The organism is Porphyromonas loveana, assembly GCF_003096695.1.
Lineage (GTDB): Bacteria > Bacteroidota > Bacteroidia > Bacteroidales > Porphyromonadaceae > Porphyromonas > Porphyromonas loveana.
The window spans coordinates 17,664-35,097 of the sequence record NZ_QEKY01000008.1 but is presented as its reverse complement, the minus strand read 5'-3'; the positions used below and the strand labels follow the sequence as shown (position 1 = coordinate 35,097).

The window sequence follows — 17,434 nt, the reverse complement described above, 5'->3', positions numbered from 1 at the left end:
ACAGTAACATATAAGTCAACTAACTCCTCCAGAGCAGCGGCATATATTCTGATGTAAAGTGCCAATACACTGTCAAATACGGGTGTCAATTGTACCTAAAACAAAAGGTAAGAGAACGGAAAGTGTCGGTGCGAAGATTCATAGATAGGAGCCTGTGAAAAAATGTACAGATGTGTTGTGATCTCCAACGTGTGCGGATCATCGGCAAAACTCGTGCCATTTCAAAACTATTTTGGCGCCATTTCGAGGAAAATTATGCGCCAAATCGAAAAACTTTTGGCGCATGTATTGTCGATGTTTTGGCGCCGGATTTTTCAGAATTATGGCTCATCATTTCGAGAACTATGCTCTATTGCTTTCGAGACGTCGTCGAGCGTTAAAAAAGGTGATACTCCATGGATCATTTCTGCGTAGGTAGATCGTTTCGATTATCGGAGGGGTAGCAAAGGAAGGACTGCCGCATGGCGATATACTTCTTCTCGTGGGCGAAGTGTGGCTGTGGAAGAGAATTACCTCTACCTTTGGGCTTGAACAATCCGGATTTTACGAATGCAAAAACGATAATATGACTCCCACTGTAGCTATCCTCTCTGTTCTCATCTATTTCGTCGTGCTATTTGGTATCTCGTATGTGACCGGCCGTAAGGCGGATAATGCGGGCTTCTTCGTCGGCAATCGTAAGTCGCCTTGGTATATGGTTGCCTTCGCGATGATAGGCTCGGGCATATCGGGCGTGACCTTCGTCTCCGTCCCCGGGATGGTGGCGACCAGCGGATTCTCCTACTTGCAGATGGTGCTGGGCTTTGTGGTCGGGCAATTGATCATTGCCTATGTGCTGATTCCGCTCTTCTATCGGATGAACCTGATGTCCATATACGGCTATCTGGAGGAGCGATTCGGCTTTTCGTCTTACAAGACAGGCGCATGGTTCTTCTTTATCTCCAAGATGCTCGGCGCGGCTGTGCGTCTCTTCCTCGTGTGCCTGACTATGCAGCTGATCATATTCGAGGCTTATGGGGTGCCATTCCTCGTCAATGTGGGACTGACGATGTTTCTGGTTTGGCTCTATACATTCAAAGGCGGGGTGAAATCGCTCATCTGGACCGATTCGTTCAAGACCCTCTGCCTCATCGTCTCCGTCGTGCTCTGTATTGTGTATATATCCGATGACCTCGGTGATCGGGTGGGGGGAGTCGTCGGCGTCATCGGAGAGAGCGAATACTCCCGTATGTTCTTCTTCGACGACATCAACGACCGACGTTTCTTCTTCAAGCAATTCCTTGCCGGCATATTTACCGTCATTGCCACGACGGGACTGGATCAGGATATGATGCAGCGCAATCTCAGTTGTAAGAACTATCGTGACTCGCAGAAAAACGTCCTCACGGGAGGCGTGATGCAGTTCTTCATCATCGCCCTTTTCCTCATGCTCGGCACCCTGCTCTATACCTATGCCGATAGTCACGGCATAGCACATCCGACCAAGAGCGACGAGCTTTTCCCCATGCTGGCCACGGGGAGCTTCTTCCCGCCCATTGTGGGCATTCTCTTTATCGTGGGGTTGGTGTCGTCGGCTTTCTCGGCTGCTGGTTCGGCCTTGACGGCACTGACGACCTCGTTCACGCTGGATATACTCAAAGCCGATACCAAGCGGAGCGAAGAGAAGTCCGCGCGAGTGCGTAGGCGCGTTCATATAGCTATGGCTGTCGTGATGGGATTGGTCATTTACTTCTTCGAGAGAGTGAGCAGTACGAGTGTCATAGATGCCGTTTATGTATTGGCGAGCTACACCTACGGGCCTATACTCGGTCTCTTCTTCTTCGGCATTCTCTCCAAGCGCTCGGTACACGACCGATACGTTCCCATTGTGGCGTTGGCTGCACCTGTGCTGTGCTACATCCTGCAGAGCCACTCGGAGCAGTGGTTCGATGGGTATAAATTTAGTTACGAACTTCTCATTTTCAACGCCCTCTTTACAGCCGTCGGGCTGGCTCTGCTGGGCAAAGGCAAAAAGATACCATCATGATCCTGATAGGGGACAGCGGCTCCACGAAGACCGATTGGAGCATAGTCAGTGAGGGGAAGGCTGTCGGGCGCATCCAAACGTCGGGCATCAATCCCTTTCATCAAGAGAGAACGGAGATAGACAGAACGCTTCGGGTGGAGGTTCTGCCGGCTTTAGGCGAACAGGCAGGGGGCATTGCGCAGATTTATTTCTATGGCGCAGGATGTGTTCCGGCCAAAGTGCCCATCCTTCGAGAGATATTGACAGAGGTGCTGCCGCACGCTCGTGTGGTGGAGGTGGCGAGCGATATGCTCGGTGCTGCTCGTGCGCTTTGTGGCAGATCGGAGGGTATCGCTTGTATTCTGGGGACGGGTTCCAATTCGTGCCTCTATGACGGGCAGGAGATCGTGTCCAATGTGTCTCCCCTCGGCTATATACTCGGTGATGAAGGGAGCGGCGCCGTTCTGGGCAAACTCTTTGTCGGCAGTCTCCTCAAGGGGCAGCTGCCCGATGAATTGTGCGAGGAGTTTCTTCGAGAGTATGCGCTTACACCGGCGGATATTGTGGAGCAGGTCTATCGCAAGCCCCTGCCCAATCGCTTTCTGGCGAGCTTCTCTCCGTTCATCGCCCGCCACATGGATGTGCCGGCTGTCCGCTCACTGGTCAGAGGTAGCTTCGACGACTTCCTCGTGCGCAACGCGATGCGCTATCATCGCACCGACCTCCCCATTCACTTCGTCGGCTCCGTCGCATGGCATTATCGCGAGCTCTTGACTCAGGTATTGGGCGAGAGAGGACTGAAAATAGGTACCATCACTCCCTCTCCTATGGAGGGACTCATACAATATCACAGTGACAATGTTTGAAAAAATCACCGAACAATCATCACTATACGACCATTTGGAAGAGAAGTCCGTCAGAGAAATCCTCGAAGATATCAACCGTGAGGATAGGAAAGTGGCCGAAGCTGTCGGTCGCACCATCCCCGTGATAGAGCGTTTCGTCGAGCAAATTGTCCCCCGCATGGAGCAGGGGGGGCGGCTTTTCTACATGGGAGCGGGTACGAGCGGGCGACTGGGAGTGCTGGATGCTTCGGAGATCCCTCCCACCTTCGGGATGCCGCCTACGCTGGTGATAGGGCTGATCGCGGGAGGAGACAGGGCGCTTCGCAATCCGGTAGAGAAGGCGGAGGACAATACGGAGCGTGGTTGGCAGGAGCTGCAGGAGCATCAAGTGGGTGTGCTGGACACCGTGGTCGGTATCGCCGCGTCGGGGACGACTCCGTACGTTATCGGAGCATTGCACGAAGCGCGCAAGAGAGGCATCCTCACGGGGTGTATCTGTAGCAATCTTGGTGCGCCGATCGCAGCCGAAGCGGACTATCCCATTGAGGTGGTCGTGGGGCCGGAATATGTGACGGGAAGCTCGCGCATGAAGTCGGGGACGGCGCAGAAGATGATTCTGAATATGATCAGCACCTCCATCATGATCCGCCTTGGCAGGGTGCAAGGCAATCGCATGGTCAATATGCAGCTGAGCAACAATAAACTCATCGACCGCGGCACCCGTATGCTTATGACTGAGTTTGCTCTCTCCTATGACGAGGCCCGGTCGCTTCTGCTTCGTCACGGCTCCGTGCGCCAAGCCGCCGAAGCCCTCCGCCGACAGTAAGCGACTGATCGTCACGAACCAAAAACAAAGAAGCGAGGCTACCCGTTACGGGCAGCCTCGCTTCTTTTATGAGGGATGGAACGTGCGGATGACGTTCCGTAGTTGCGGAATTACTTCGCAGCAGGGATGTGCTTCAGTACATCTACCAGGTGATCCCACCAGAGTTGTACGGTCTTGATTTCGATCTTTTCTACCGGTGAGTGTACGTCACGTAGCGTAGGACCGAAAGAAACCATGTCGAGGTAGGGATACTTGTCGAGGAAGAGACCGCACTCCAGACCGGCATGGATAGCCTTCACGGCAGGCTTGCGGCCGAATATACGTTCGTAAGATTCTGAAGCTGCCTTTAGGATCGGAGAGTCGGGATTGGGCTTCCATCCGGGATAAGGATCGCGGAAAGAGATCTTGGCACCGGCCAATTCGAATACGGTGGCAACCATATTGGAAATGTCGGTGATAAGCGAAGAAGTAGAGCTTCTCTGGCTTGTCTCCACCAATATCTTGTCGCCTTCTTTCATCTTCACAGATGCCAAGTTGGAAGAAGTTTCTACAAGATCGGGGATATCATGGCTCATACCATATACGCCATGGGGACAAGCATAGAGAGCACGCACGAGACGATGCTTCGTGTCGCAATCGATGCGGAATGCTGGCTTTTCAACGGAATTCATTTCGAACTTTACACTCGGATCGACGCGCTTGAGTTCTTCTTCTACGGCTGCTGCCAGTTCGTTCAGGATAACGCGGGCACGCTCTTTCTGATCGCCCTTCAGAGCGATCACGGCACGGGCTTCGCGGGGGATGGCGTTGTGCAGATTGCCTCCTTGGAATGAGCAGAGCTTCCAGTCCATTTCGCGCTCCAATGCGTAGAGATAGCGCACAAGCAACTTATTGGCATTGCCCAGACCGATGTGGATTTCGCCTCCGGAGTGACCACCCTTGAGGCCGCTTACCTTAACTTCGAAGTAGAGGTAGTCGTCCGTCGTTTCGCGCTTTTCGTATGCAAATTCGGCCATCGTGCCCATACCACCAGCGCAACCGATGAAGAGTTCGCCTTCATCTTCGCTGTCAAGGTTGAGCAGGATCTTACCGTTGAAGAAGCCGGGCTTTAGGTTCATGGCACCCGTCATACCGGTCTCTTCGTCCATCGTGAAGAGACATTCGATGGGGCCGTGCTCCAAATCTTTGGCATCGAGGATAGCCAGCTCGGCTGCACAGCCGATACCGTTGTCGGCACCGAGAGTTGTACCGTCAGCACGAAGCCAGTCGCCGTCAATGATCGTGCGGATGGGATCGTTCTCGAAGTCATGCACTTTGTCGGCATTCTTCTCGCACACCATATCCATGTGGCTTTGGAGGATAACCGTTTCCAGATGTTCGTAGCCGGGAGTTGCAGGCTTGGCGATTACGAGATTGCCCACCTCGTCGGTGCGATATTTGAGATTGCGATCTTCCGCAAATTTTATAAGATAGGCCAAGATTTTCTCTTCTTTCTTAGAAGGGCGAGGTACTTGGGTAATTTCGTGGAAGAACTTCCACACGTTTGTTGGTTTGAGATCTGTAATGTTCATTGTGATTACTAACTGTTATATTAGATGCTTTCGCGTTAAGGCAAGAAAAATCTTACCTTTGTCTCCCGCAAATATAACAAATTTATGGGCATAATTCTTTTGGCGTCTCTTCTCTTGGTGGGATTAGCTGTCCTTCTGATGGGGGTGCGTGTTTTTTTCAAACGTGACGGACATTTCCCCTCCTCTCATGTGGGCAGTAACCAAGCCATGCGGGATAGGGGGATCGGCTGTCACACCTCGCAGCATCGTGAGGCGCAGCGCCATCGCAACTTGGCCGAGCGTGTCCGTGAACAGCAGAACAATTAAACACAAAGCAAACATATCATTAACTCCTAATGAAACAGATTCATTTTATCATCGAGGCAGTTTTGGCCATTGCCATCATCGTCCTCTTCTTCATGATGCCTCGTTCGTCGGCATCCAAGTCTGCTATCAATCCTCGTGCCGAGCAAGCTGCAGCCACATTGCCCATTGCTTATGTGCGGATGGACAGCTTGGCTTCGCAGTACGAATACAACCGTGACCTCAATCGTGACCTCGCTGCAGAAGCCGAACAGAGCCGTCGGACACTGGCTACCAAGCTCTCTGCCATGCAGAAGGCAGCCGAAGACTTCCAGCGTCGTCTCCGTACCAATGCTTTCGTAAGTGAAGATGCCGCTCGTGCCGAGCAGGAGAAGATCATGAAGATGCAGGAAGAAGGCCAGAAACTCGAGCTGAGTATGTCGCAGGCGTTGGCGAATAAGCAGGCCGAAGCCAATGAGAAGATGTATCAGATCGTGCGCGAACAGATTGCCAAGATGAACAAAGACGGCAAGTATCGCTACATCCTCACCAACGTAGGTCTGGAGAACCTCCTCTATGCCGACAGCGCATTGGATATTACTGATGATGTGGTGAAGTATCTCAACGAACACTATCAGAAGGAGATCAAGAACGCTACTCCCGCCAAGGATAAGTAAAGCGGACATTCCATATCGGAGATCTTTCGGGGCTGTGTCATGGGACGTTATTCCCACCGACATAGCTCCGATTTTTATTCCCCATGAGCCTCTCGTTTCTTGGAACGCTTTTCGCTCGTTTTGCAACTAAACGCCTGTCGGCTTGTTATACATTTGCAAACGAAACGAAACGCTATTTTGACCCAGAATAAATATCCCGATATAGCCCCCCTTCTCCGATCGAATCCAATGGGTGGCTTCCTCCCCATCATCCTATTGCTTCTGCTCCTGCCTTACACAGGGATGGTAGTAGCATGGACAGCGGGCGCAGCTCTCTTACTTGTGCTGCGAGCGATCCTCCTCTTCCGAGGTGGTGGCTGTCATCCTGCCATGATTACGGCGTTGGCTGTATTGGCGTTGTTGCTACCGACCTTTTGGTTGCCACAGCCCACGCCCTTTGCTCATGTGGCATGGAGTGTGGTAGCCATTCTCCTTGTTGTAGCTGTAAGTCGGCTCTTCTATGGTAGGAAGAGTGTGGAGGATGACTATCGAGGATGTCCGCATAGACGGTTGGTGCTATTGGAATATAACCGCATACTCCGGACAGTCCTGCGCATAGCACTCTTCACGCTCGTCCTCATGGGCGCGTACCTCTATCTACAGGTTGAGACCCGTTGGGGCATGGCCGTGGCCAGATGGTTGCTGCATTTCCCGGCTCTGCTACTCCTTGTTTTATATGGATACGAAGTCATCAGGCTTGAATGGGTGCGTCGCAAGATGCTTGAAGAGGAGTGGATCCCCATTACGGATGCCAAGGGTGAGTCTATTGGAAGGATTGCGCGGTCGGAACATGAAAAGACAGCTCCGCCCACAGGACTGCTACCTGTCGTACGCTTGATAGCGATCTCAGACGGTATGATCTACCTAAGTCATTACTGCGAGTGCGATCTCTGTACGGGGGATTGCTACGACACACCTTTCTTCTCGTGGCTGACGACAGACAGGGAACATGGCGAGATGGCGCAGTCGCTCATTGATGAGCGTTTCTGTGGTATCAAGAGATTGCAACCGCGTTTCCTCTTGCGATACGTGCACAACGACAATGGCGAGGACAGACTCGTCTATCTCTATCTGGCACATATGTCCGCACCGGATATGATCCTCGGGGATAAAGATCCGCGTCAAGGCAAATGGTGGCCTGTGGATCAGATAGAGGAACAGCTATCAGGTCTTACATTCAGTCCCTATCTCCGCAGCGAGGTGCCTTACTTGAGGCAGACGGTTCTGTTGGCCGAGCGGCTGAAGAATCATCACGAATAACTACCCTTCCTACTCTTTGTTTATGATCGACAATCAACCCACTCTTTACCTCATACCCGTCCCATTGGGAGAAACGGAACACAGCCGTGTGCTGCCGGAGTATAACCGCGCTGTAGTGCGCCATCTGCACCATTATATAGTGGAGAATGTGCGCTCGGCACGTCGTTTCCTCAAGGCAGCGGATCGCTCCATCGATATTGATTCGATCACTTTCTACGAACTCAATAAACATACTTCGGCAGAGGAGGTGAACACCTATCTGCGCCCGTTTGAGGCAGGCGAGAGCATGGGTGTCATATCCGAAGCCGGTTGTCCTGCCATTGCCGACCCGGGAGCGGATGTCGTAGCCATCGCACAGCGCAAAGGCTTGCGAGTGGAACCACTGGTCGGTCCCAGTTCGATATTGATGGGCCTGATGGGTTCGGGATTTAATGGTCAGAGCTTTGCCTTCAAAGGTTATCTGCCGATAGATGAGGGTGAACGACAGGCTGCTCTGAAAGAGATGGAGACGCGGATTTACAAGAACAACGAGACACAGATCTTCATCGAGACGCCTTATCGTAACGAGAAATTGGTGGACGAACTCATCCGCCACTGCCGCCCCACGACTAAACTATGCATCGCCTCACACATCTCTTGTCCCGATGAGTTGATACGTACGCGTACGCTCTCGGACTGGAAGAATAGGAGGCCTGCTCTACATAAAATACCAACCATCTTCTTACTCTACAAATAATAGATGACAGCACTACCTCAGGACTTCGTGTCCATGATGCGGTCGCTGCTGGGAGACGAAGCCGAAGCCTTCTTCGGATCGCTTGATACGACTGCTCCAGTCAGCGTCCGTCGCAATCCCAATAAACTGGGCATTGGCTCCACGGTGATGGATTTGCCCAGCAATACTCTCGTGCCTTGGTGTCCGTTGGGCACTTATCTCGTCGAACGACCTTCGTTCACGCACGACCCTGTTTTTCATGCGGGAGGTTATTACGTGCAAGAAGCCTCTTCGATGTTTCTCTGGCAACTGCACCCTTTGCTCGGAGCTGCTCCCATCAGAGCGTTGGATCTCTGTGCCTCTCCCGGTGGTAAGAGTACGCTCCTGACCAATATCCTGCCGGAAGGGAGTGTATTGGTGAGCAACGAGGTGATCCATCACCGTGCCAATATCCTTGCGGAGAATATGACCAAGTGGGGCTACCCCGCAGGCATCGTTAGCGAAGCTGATCCGGATAAACTCAAATCGGTGGGAGAACTTTTCGACTTCATTCTGGTCGATGCTCCTTGTTCGGGCGAAGGAATGTTTCGCAAGGATGATGCAGCCCGCACAGAATGGAGCTTGCAGAATGTGGAACTCTGTGTACGCAGACAGCAACGCATCCTCTCGGCTGCCTGGGAGATGTTGCAACCCGGAGGGCTCTTGGTTTATAGTACTTGCACTTTCAATACGCAAGAGAACGAGGATAATCTGGCTTTCTTGCTCGACACCTTCGATGCCACTCCTGTTGCGTTGGATGTGCCGACCGAATGGCAGATCGCACCACAGCTCAAAGGCGATGCTCCTGCCTACCGTTTCTTCCCCCATAAGGTGAAAGGCGAAGGCTTCTTCTTCTGTGTTGTGCGCAAAGCCGGTGAGCCTCACACGCCTAAGCCGCTCAAGAGCAAAGGGAAGAAGCCGGCAGAGAAAGAAATACCACATGGCATCAAATGCTTCGTCCACCATCCCGAACGTTATGAATGGCGATGGATGAGCGATGACTATGTGCATGCCCTCACACCTGATGTCCATGACCTCGCAGAACGTCTCCGATCGGCCGGTGTCCGTATGCATACGGCCGGAATTACTGTAGGAATGCAGAAAGGGAAAGACTTGGTGCCGGCTCCGGCATTGGCCCTGTCTCTCGAGATGGACGACCATTCTTTCTCCGATATCGAGTTCTCTCGTGATGAAGCCCTCACTTATCTGGCTCGGCAGTCGGTGACGACCATGCCTGATCTTCCATTGGGGTTTGTCTTGGCCACTTTCCGCAGACGACCGCTCGGCTTCTTGAAGAATCTGGGCACGCGAGCCAATAATCTCTATCCGCAGGATTGGCGTATCCGCCATTTGGAGTCCGCTGAAGATTGCACCGCCGCCATAAATTAGAGTTACACCTATATTATATGACAAGGGGCAAAGGAGGCACTGACTCCTTTGCCCTTTGTCGTTTTCTATAATGAGGAAGCGGGTAGGAACGACTATGCCACATGGGTTCTGTCGAGTCCTACCCGCTTTAATTAGTGTCGTCCTTAAGACTATTTGATCTCCCAAACATCTCCGTGGAGGAGGAGGTCGTGGAGCTTACGCTCGGGTTTTTTCTGTTGCACTTCTTCGATCTGAGCTTTTACAGCTTCGTCGTAGCTGATAGCTTCTACTTCGCGAATCACACCGAGAGCGATGGGCATACTATCATCCATATATCCCATCATCGCGAGGAGGAGGTGCATCGTAGAATCCTTCTCATGGGCATCGTGTACCAGGACGTCGTCGAGCGTGTAACCATCTTGACCGATGGTAACGGCGCGCAACTTCAAACCCTCGAGTACGATACCCTTGTCTTGGTTAGCTCCAAAGATCATCTTCTCACCATGGCGCAGCGTGATAGTGCGCTCGGCACGAATATCCTTCTGTGAGCGGTCCTTATGCGTGCCGTCGTTGAAGATCACACAGTTTACCAACACCTCTGTAACGGCGAAGCCTTTGTGACGGGCCGAAGCCACGAAACAGTCTTGCAGCGTCTTCATATCCACGTCGATGGCGCGTGCGAAGAAATTGCCGCGTGCACCCAGTGTCAGTTCAGCGGGGATGAACGGATCTTCTACAGTACCATAAGGAGAACTCTTAGATACGAATCCGCGTGCAGAAGTAGGAGAGTATTGTCCTTTCGTCAAACCATAGATACGGTTGTTGAAGAGGATAGCATTGATATTGACATTTCTGCGTACTGCATGGATGAAGTGGTTACCACCGATAGCCAAGCTGTCGCCGTCGCCCGATGCAAGCCATACGGAGAGATCGGGATTGGCAGTCTTCACACCGGTGGCGATGGCAGCACCACGGCCGTGGATGGTGTGGAAACCATACGTATTCATATAGTAGGGCAGACGAGAGGAACAACCGATACCTGAGATAACGGCGATCTGATGGGGCGGGATGCCCAACTCTGCCATTGCCTTCTGGAGGGTTACTACTACGGCGTGGTCGCCACAGCCCGGGCACCAGCGCACATACTGATCGCTCTTATAATCTTTTGCCTCGTATACAGGGCACATAGTCGTTTCTGACATAATTATTTTTCCTCCATCATTTGCATGAATTCTTCTACCATATCACACACTACGAGCGGCTGACCGGTCACACGGTTGTACTGCAAAGGCTGGAAGCCGGGCACCTTACTACGCAGATAAAGGGCAAATTGACCTAAGTTTTGTTCAACTACGACAGCCTTGGAATAGTGCATGAGCACCTCGATCGTATTCTTAGGCAATGGATTGATGAAGCGGAAGTGTGCCAACGCCACCTTCTTTCCTTTTTCGCGCATACGTTCCATTGTGTCGTAAAGGTGTCCGTAGGTACCACCCCAACCAACAAGCAGCAGTTCGGCATCATCTTTGTCGCCATACACTTCCAATTCGGGAATACTACGTGCAATAGCTTGCACTTTAGCTTCGCGCGTTGCCACCATCATGGCATGGTTGTCGGGGTTGGTGCTGATGGCACCTGTCTTGTAGTCCTTCTCGAGGCCGCCGAGGCGATGCTGGAATCCTTCTTGTCCGGGTATTGCCCAGTAGCGTACTTGTGTGTCTTCGTTGCGGAAGTAAGGTCTCCACTTTTCTGTTCCCTTGTATTGATCCACATAGGGAGGGTGAATGTCGGGATAGTTCTCTGGTTCGGGTATTCTCCATGCCGAAGAGCCGTTGGCAATAAAGGCATCTGTGAGTAGGATCACCGGAGTCATGTGTTCCAGAGCGATCTTACTAGCCCAGAATGCAGCATCGAAACAGTCGGACGGAGTGAGGGCCGAAACAACGGGGATGGGGCTTTCTCCATTACGTCCGTAGAGGGCCTGTAACAAGTCAGTCTGTTCGCTCTTGGTAGGCAAACCTGTCGAAGGACCACCACGCTGTACATCTACGAGTACGAGAGGAATTTCGGCCATTACAGCCAACCCGAGTGCTTCGCTCTTGAGAGCCAGACCCGGGCCCGAAGTATTCGTGACAGCCAGATTGCCGGCGAATGAAGCACCGATGGCAGTACAGATACCTGCGATTTCGTCTTCAGCCTGCACTGTCTTCACTCCCAATGATTTCAGCTTAGAAAGCTCATGCAAGATGTCTGTGGCGGGAGTGATAGGATAACTACCGAGAAAGAGGTTGAGGTTGGCATGCTCGGCAGCAGCTACGAGACCGTAAGCTGTAGCCTTGTTACCACTGATATCCATGTACACGCCGGGCGTCTGCTTACGGCCTTCGATACGGTATATCGTAGCCGTGGCGTGTGAGTTGTGTCCATAGTTGAAACCGTCGGCCAGTGCCTTGATGTTGGCATTGAGGATGGCTTCTTTCTTACCGAACTTTTTGTTCAGGTAGTCCTTGGCATGCTGCGTGGGGCGGTCGAAGAGCCAACAAACAAGGCCGAGGGCAAACATATTTTTGCAGCGGAGGCCGGCCTTCGCATCGAGGCCAAACTCTGCCGTAGATTTTTTTACCATGGAAGAGATGGGTACTGCGAACAATTGTTGTGTCGTTAGTCCCAGCTCGGTCATAAAGTCTTCAGAGGTGATTTCGGCCTTTTCCAGATCCGATGCCTTAAAAGAGTCCGAGTCAATGATGATAATGGAATTTCGTTCCACTTGGTTCCGATTGACCTTGAGGGCAGCAGGATTCATTGCCACGAGTACGTCGGCCAGGTCGCCGGGAGTACGAACTTGTTCGGTTCCAATGTGAACTTGGAATCCGGATACTCCGCCCAATGTACCCTGTGGGGCACGAATTTCTGCCGGATAGTCCGGGAAGGTCGAAATGGTGTTGCCAAACACCGCTGAAAGGTCGGAGAATATGGTTCCGGTCAGCTGCATCCCATCTCCGGAATCACCGCAGAATCGGACTACAACATCTTTCAGCGTTTTTACGGTCGTTTTTTCCGTCATAGCATACTGAAGTTTGATAAGTTGGTTTTATCGGGCTGCGATTCCCTTCGTCAAAAGATTTCAGAAAGAAAGGTTCGATCGCAATGGCGGCAAAGTTCTGATATTTTTTTCATTTACAAGATATTCCGCGCCAAATTCTTCGCCTTTTTAAGTCGCTTTTTTACCTGTGTGCAACAGAAATCAGGAGTCTCTGAATCGCATTTATATGCCAAAAGATGAAAGCCGCAAGACCGCATCCTCTTTTTTTGGAGAAGGGGTGCCAAAATGCTGGATAAGAGGTCTTTTGTATTGCAGTTTGTTTTTTTTTGTTCAGGGAAGAAAATTTTTCAGAAAAGGTGGGGAATATCTGAGTTATCCGACAATCTGCCGCCCTCGTCCGTTTTGTCCGTCATTATGGGTGTCGAGTTGCTTATCGAATGTAGAGCTTGCCTGTCAGATCTCCCACAGTGATGAGGTAGGAGCCTTTGGCAAACTGTGTGAGATCGAGGCGCAGCGTCTCGTTTGACACTATGGTATGGAGGTGCATCCGTCCCTGAATGTCGAATATGCGTAGCGTCTCTCCCACATACAAGGACGGTATGGATACTTGTACAAAGGTGTCAGCAGGGTTGGGGAAGAGCTTCAGTGTCGTAGAGCCGGCTCCGTCCACTGTGTGATCAGACATATCTGTGACAAGACGCATGCGATAGTAATAGTCGCCGAAGAGGTCGGTCACCTCCCAAGGTTCTTTCTCTGCTATATGCACATAGTAGACGCCGTCAGGGTAGAGATTAGTATCGGTGTACAAGGCGGCAGATGCCGTCAGATCAGGAGCTATCGTGCGAGTCTCTCCCTTGGAAATGGATATAGACAGTTCCTTAGCAATGAAAGACTTGCCGGTACTTGCGCTGGTGATAAAAATGGCCAGGCTGCCGTTGAAGCCATTGCCCTCATTTGTCACGCTGAACGCGGGGAGGGCTTCGGGGGCGGTGCGGTGTACGGTCAGCAGGGAGAGTTGCTCATTGGCGGCAACGAGGATGGGGCTGTAGCTACTGCTGTGAGGCTGTACCTCAACGGTTGCGAGTTCCACCCAAGAAGCATCTTCGAGCATGGTATTCATGTCTCCCGTGCACACGAGGGTGTACTGGCCGGCACGAGCTTTGAGTTTCTCTACTTTGAGGACGATATTCTCGCCAACAGGGTCACCCGGAGCTAACTCCATGAGGCGTCGGCCAAGGAGGTAGAGCCGTCCCTCTGCATTGCGCAGAGCATAGGTGACGCGGGAGCGATACTCCTCCGTGCCGGGGTTATAGAGCGTGGCCTTGAGTGTGCCGTCGGAGAATGCTTTCAGGTTGTACGAGAGGGAACCCTCTTTGAGGGCAATGTGTGCATCGGCCTTCGTGTAGGTCACTTCGCCATTGGGCATGCTGATCTCAATGTGATTGACCCACCACATCATCAGATGGTGGAGTTCTTGCCATTCGGCCATGCCCTCGGTTCGATAGAGGATGGAGATGGTATTCTTGCCCTCGGCGAGTTGGGTGCGAGGTATGCTCACAGTAGCAGTGCTCTCACCCACGATATCTTCCCAAACTATGGGTACAGAGGTGGCAGGTACGATGGCCTGTGAGCCGTCGGGCTTCGTGAGCTGATAGGCCAGATGCACGTCGCCGGCATAGTTGGAGAAGTTCCGAATCATAACCTCAAAGTCGAAGGCTTCGTCTGTGGTCGTATGGTGTAAGTTGAGTAGGGCGATAGTGGGGTCGGGCATCGTTCCCGTCTCTCCGTTATAGGCAGGTTCTATACCCACTACGATCTCTTGGTTGGTGGAGTAGCCTCCGTTGCCCGCACCAGTCCCGAGTGAGCCGGGATTGAGGAGGTTGAGGTAGAAGTTGCCATTGCTCAATCCGCCCCATCCCCAATTGAAGTGGAAGGTACCATCAGCTTCATAGCCATCGCATACGAAGGCGTGCCCCATCTCTCCATCGGAGCCTGAATAATAGACAGGTCTCTGCGCTGCCAGCTCCTGACGGATGAGAGCCTTCCATTCGGGCGTGGGGACGAGTGCTCGGTCCAAATAGCGTAGACTGTGTTTGTAATGGAAATTGTCGCGGAGTGCGCGTCCTACATAGATGGAGAAAGTGCCACTGCCGAAGTCGGCAAACTGCATATTGACTGAGAAAGTAACATCGCGCATGAAGGTACTCAATGCCGTGACTTGGGCGTTGGTTACATCAGAGCTTACGGTTCCGGGCATATTGGTCCAGTCATAGGTTGTGCCGAATGTGCCGCTGTAGTGCGTATTGGGGCCTCCCAGCAGATTGTCATAATAGTCGTATCCGCCTGTGGCGCTGGCCGGCCATTTGTAATGACGCATGATCTGAGCCATGGCAGTGGCCACACAACCCGTATAGGCTTGCTGCCCCGATTCGAGGATGGGATGAAGGGTGTTGAAAGGGTACCCCTGATCCCAGATGATCGGATCTGCTGCATTTATACCTGTCTCCAGAATGGGAGCTACAGATGTCGGCAGATCACGTGAGGGCACAGCCTCTTCTGTCGCATTGATGGCTGTGGCTCTGCCTTCCATGACGGCTGTCATCTCTCGTTCATAGCCTCGGAGCCATCCCTTGAGGTTGTCCGGCATACGCGTGGCATCGAAACGACCTTCAAAAGCATAGCCTATAACTGCAGGGAAACGGTCGTCTGCTGAGACGAGGACAAAGCCTTCGTTCGCACCGCGGTTGAATACGTAGAATAGCGCTTGTCCGTTATCGGCCGTCCGATAGACGAAGTCCATGCGGCAGGTCGAGGCGGAAAGGAATGAGTGGGGTTGCCGCTTGGCAAAGAAGTTCTGAGCCGTACGTTCGGCTTGTGACTGGGTAACGGGAGCCGCACTCAATACGATGATGCTGTAGAGCAAAAACCCCAAAGCAAGGAAAAAACGTTTCATTCTATAGTCTTTTATTTTGATTGCTGACTTGGAAAAAAGCGGTCGAAGGACTCGAGAGAAGTGATTCTCAGGGCACTAAGATAAAAGAAGAAACGGAAAGTACGGCTCCTTTTGCTTATAAAATAAAGGTGTCGTGCCGTGACAGTGTGTGGCGTATGCTTTTGTCTCGTCACTTTCTCAACTTCTACCCCTCATACTGCAAATTAGAAAAAGGATGTGCCGATTTTCCTCTCGACACATCCTCATTGCTCGGTGATCAGGCTGGGATTCGAACCCAGGACCGATAGCTTAGAAGGCTATTGCTCTATCCAGCTGAGCTACCTGACCATCTTTATCGGCTGCAAAGGTAATCTTTTTGTCTTAACAAATACACAACGATGGCAGGCAGATTGTGAGAAGGAGTCTAATCGGTAGTTTGAAGTACTCATAAAAGGAACAGTCTCGAAGTGTCTCTGATGCTTCCGGCGATGATCGAGGCGGGTGTGTTTTGTGTTAATTCTTGTCCTTTCGGGGCTCTTCTTTTTGTGTGCGAAAAAAGTTTTCAACACCGAATGACCGTTTAGATTCGTTCTAAATAAGCGACCTTTCGATGTTTGTTTGGAGAGCAAAAAGAGATCGAAAATCAATCTTTCTTGACCCCGATGATGAAGTTTTGGCTTCTGTGATGCAATCTTTATAATTTTCAGTTTCAATCTTTATAAAGATCACCATGTAAACTTTACGTTATTGGAAATGATATTTATAAAGGTTACATCTCAAAAAGCTAATTATTGCAGGTCTCAAAAGCCGTTTTGGGGCATACGAAAAAAGAAGCCCCCGTTGAGTTCGCAGCCGGACTCAACGGGGGCTTGATGCTTTTTGCTATGATTTTGGAGGGCTATGTCATCCTAACGATCGGCATGTGAAAACAATTGTTTACATATCGAATTGTAACGGAGCCAACACTCCGTATGCAGATAGAAGATAAAGAGTGGATTGCAGGACGATTCCCGTCGGCTGCATATAGGTGTCTGTCATTCATCATCGTTTTTATTTACTGTTATTGGCTGTGTAGCACCTGTCTTTCGTATGCAAAGGTAGCAAAAAGGAGCACCCATTGTACGTCTTGCTTCGCGGGCACTTCTCTTTCCCTTTTCTCGCCAGCCAATCCCATGATGAGGCTCCCTCTATCAATTTGCAGGCACTCTCAGTATTCCGATCGTTCAGTCTTGTAGGATATGCTCTGTTTTATTGTATCTTTGAGATTGTAGGTTAATAAAATAATCGTTGGGAATGAGCATATTAGAAGAATCATCGTAATAGCAGATGATTGCTAACGACGATGTGTTTTTTTCAATCTTGCGAATTAGTTATGAAAGAAATGAATAAGATTACTTGTATCTGTCTTGGCGTCCGTAATATGCGCCTTGCTCTCAAGTTCTATCGCGATGAACTCGGTTTCAAGACCAACGAAACCGGTGATGAACCGAATGTCGTATTTTTCAATACACCCGGTACGAAGTTCGAACTTTATCCTCTTGACCTGTTGCCCCAAGACATTAGCGAGACAAATCCGCCTAAAGTTGCCGAGGGCTTTGCCGGAATTACGCTCGCATACAATGTGGAAAGGCGCGAGGAGGTAAATGAGGTTATTGAAAAGATCCGTAAGGCAGGTGGCAGAATTGTAAAAGAACCGGTAGAAACTTTTTGGGGAGGCTATCATGCCTATTTCTCCGATCTTGACGGATACTATTGGGAAGTGGCATGGGGCCCGATGTTCGAATACGATGAGAATGGCCTGCTCAAAGATTTGTAAGGATTAGCATGCTATT

13 protein-coding genes and 1 tRNA gene are annotated in these 17,434 nt (G+C 51.3%); 9 read left to right on the top strand and 5 right to left on the bottom strand.

Going from position 1 to position 17,434, the window contains the following annotated elements:
* The first annotated feature begins 565 nt into the window (after positions 1-565).
* Genes C7382_RS05765 through murQ form a run of 3 tightly spaced genes read left to right on the top strand, consistent with a single transcriptional unit; the run spans position 566 to position 3,676 of the window.
* Entirely contained in the window at positions 566-2,026 is a 1,461-nt protein-coding gene (locus C7382_RS05765; RefSeq protein WP_116679347.1) for a sodium:solute symporter, read from the top strand.
* Positions 2,023-2,871: a BadF/BadG/BcrA/BcrD ATPase family protein gene (locus C7382_RS05760; RefSeq protein WP_116679346.1), complete on the top strand. Its 849-nt coding sequence runs from the start codon at positions 2,023-2,025 to the stop codon at positions 2,869-2,871. The genes C7382_RS05765 and C7382_RS05760 overlap by 4 nt, the downstream gene beginning before the upstream one ends.
* Complete coding sequence (murQ, locus tag C7382_RS05755; RefSeq protein ID WP_116679345.1) at positions 2,864-3,676, top strand: N-acetylmuramic acid 6-phosphate etherase; 813 nt, start codon at positions 2,864-2,866, stop codon at positions 3,674-3,676. The genes C7382_RS05760 and murQ overlap by 8 nt, the downstream gene beginning before the upstream one ends.
* A gap of 110 nt (positions 3,677-3,786) precedes the next feature.
* Here the strand turns inward: murQ and C7382_RS05750 are convergent, their stop codons facing one another.
* Entirely contained in the window at positions 3,787-5,247 is a 1,461-nt protein-coding gene (locus tag C7382_RS05750; RefSeq protein ID WP_116679344.1) for an aminoacyl-histidine dipeptidase, read from the bottom strand.
* 84 nt (positions 5,248-5,331) lie between these two features.
* Here C7382_RS05750 and C7382_RS05745 point away from each other — a divergent pair, with 84 nt between their 5' ends.
* The 5 genes from C7382_RS05745 to C7382_RS05725 all read left to right on the top strand — a co-directional run bounded on the left by C7382_RS05745 (position 5,332) and on the right by C7382_RS05725 (position 9,648).
* Positions 5,332-5,553 carry a hypothetical protein gene (locus C7382_RS05745; protein ID WP_116679343.1) on the top strand — a complete coding sequence of 74 codons (222 nt, stop codon included), beginning with the start codon at positions 5,332-5,334 and terminating at the stop codon, positions 5,551-5,553.
* A 29-nt stretch (positions 5,554-5,582) separates the two neighbouring features.
* Positions 5,583-6,206, top strand: coding sequence for an OmpH family outer membrane protein (locus tag C7382_RS05740; RefSeq protein ID WP_116679342.1), 624 nt, complete (start codon positions 5,583-5,585; stop codon positions 6,204-6,206).
* A gap of 177 nt (positions 6,207-6,383) precedes the next feature.
* Positions 6,384-7,505, top strand: a complete 1,122-nt coding sequence (locus C7382_RS05735) for a hypothetical protein (RefSeq protein ID WP_116679341.1) — start codon at positions 6,384-6,386, stop codon at positions 7,503-7,505.
* A gap of 22 nt (positions 7,506-7,527) precedes the next feature.
* Complete coding sequence (locus C7382_RS05730; RefSeq protein WP_116679340.1) at positions 7,528-8,241, top strand: SAM-dependent methyltransferase; 714 nt, start codon at positions 7,528-7,530, stop codon at positions 8,239-8,241.
* Between the two features lie 3 nt (positions 8,242-8,244).
* Positions 8,245-9,648, top strand: coding sequence for a methyltransferase RsmF C-terminal domain-like protein (locus C7382_RS05725; protein ID WP_116679339.1), 1,404 nt, complete (start codon positions 8,245-8,247; stop codon positions 9,646-9,648).
* 149 nt (positions 9,649-9,797) lie between these two features.
* On the opposite strand, the gene C7382_RS05720 is transcribed toward C7382_RS05725, so the two are convergent.
* The 4 genes from C7382_RS05720 to C7382_RS05700 form a co-directional block, all read right to left on the bottom strand.
* A complete protein-coding gene (locus tag C7382_RS05720) occupies positions 9,798-10,829 on the bottom strand; it encodes a 2-oxoacid:ferredoxin oxidoreductase subunit beta (protein ID WP_373697520.1) in 1,032 nt (343 codons plus the stop codon).
* 2 nt (positions 10,830-10,831) lie between these two features.
* Positions 10,832-12,691, bottom strand: a complete 1,860-nt coding sequence (locus C7382_RS05715) for a 2-oxoacid:acceptor oxidoreductase subunit alpha (RefSeq protein WP_116679338.1) — start codon at positions 12,689-12,691, stop codon at positions 10,832-10,834.
* Between the two features lie 409 nt (positions 12,692-13,100).
* A complete protein-coding gene (locus C7382_RS05710; RefSeq protein WP_116679337.1) occupies positions 13,101-15,623 on the bottom strand; it encodes a thiol protease/hemagglutinin PrtT in 2,523 nt (840 codons plus the stop codon).
* 253 nt (positions 15,624-15,876) lie between these two features.
* Positions 15,877-15,950 (bottom strand) — tRNA-Arg (locus tag C7382_RS05700).
* 1,033 nt (positions 15,951-16,983) lie between these two features.
* Between C7382_RS05700 and C7382_RS05695 the strand changes: the two genes are divergently transcribed.
* On the top strand, positions 16,984-17,418 hold the full coding sequence (locus C7382_RS05695; protein WP_116679335.1) for a VOC family protein: 435 nt from the start codon (positions 16,984-16,986) through the stop codon (positions 17,416-17,418).
* Positions 17,419-17,434 lie beyond the last annotated feature (16 nt).

Coding starts and splice junctions, on each gene's coding strand:
- C7382_RS05765 (WP_116679347.1), top strand. CDS start 566: ATGACTCCCACTGTAGCTATCCTCTCTGTTCTCATCTATTTCGTCGTG.
- C7382_RS05760 (WP_116679346.1), top strand. CDS start 2,023: ATGATCCTGATAGGGGACAGCGGCTCCACGAAGACCGATTGGAGCATA.
- murQ (WP_116679345.1), top strand. CDS start 2,864: ATGTTTGAAAAAATCACCGAACAATCATCACTATACGACCATTTGGAA.
- C7382_RS05750 (WP_116679344.1), bottom strand. CDS start 5,247: ATGAACATTACAGATCTCAAACCAACAAACGTGTGGAAGTTCTTCCAC.
- C7382_RS05745 (WP_116679343.1), top strand. CDS start 5,332: ATGGGCATAATTCTTTTGGCGTCTCTTCTCTTGGTGGGATTAGCTGTC.
- C7382_RS05740 (WP_116679342.1), top strand. CDS start 5,583: ATGAAACAGATTCATTTTATCATCGAGGCAGTTTTGGCCATTGCCATC.
- C7382_RS05730 (WP_116679340.1), top strand. CDS start 7,528: ATGATCGACAATCAACCCACTCTTTACCTCATACCCGTCCCATTGGGA.
- C7382_RS05725 (WP_116679339.1), top strand. CDS start 8,245: ATGACAGCACTACCTCAGGACTTCGTGTCCATGATGCGGTCGCTGCTG.
- C7382_RS05720 (WP_373697520.1), bottom strand. CDS start 10,829: ATGTCAGAAACGACTATGTGCCCTGTATACGAGGCAAAAGATTATAAG.
- C7382_RS05715 (WP_116679338.1), bottom strand. CDS start 12,691: ATGACGGAAAAAACGACCGTAAAAACGCTGAAAGATGTTGTAGTCCGA.
- C7382_RS05710 (WP_116679337.1), bottom strand. CDS start 15,623: ATGAAACGTTTTTTCCTTGCTTTGGGGTTTTTGCTCTACAGCATCATC.
- C7382_RS05695 (WP_116679335.1), top strand. CDS start 16,984: ATGAATAAGATTACTTGTATCTGTCTTGGCGTCCGTAATATGCGCCTT.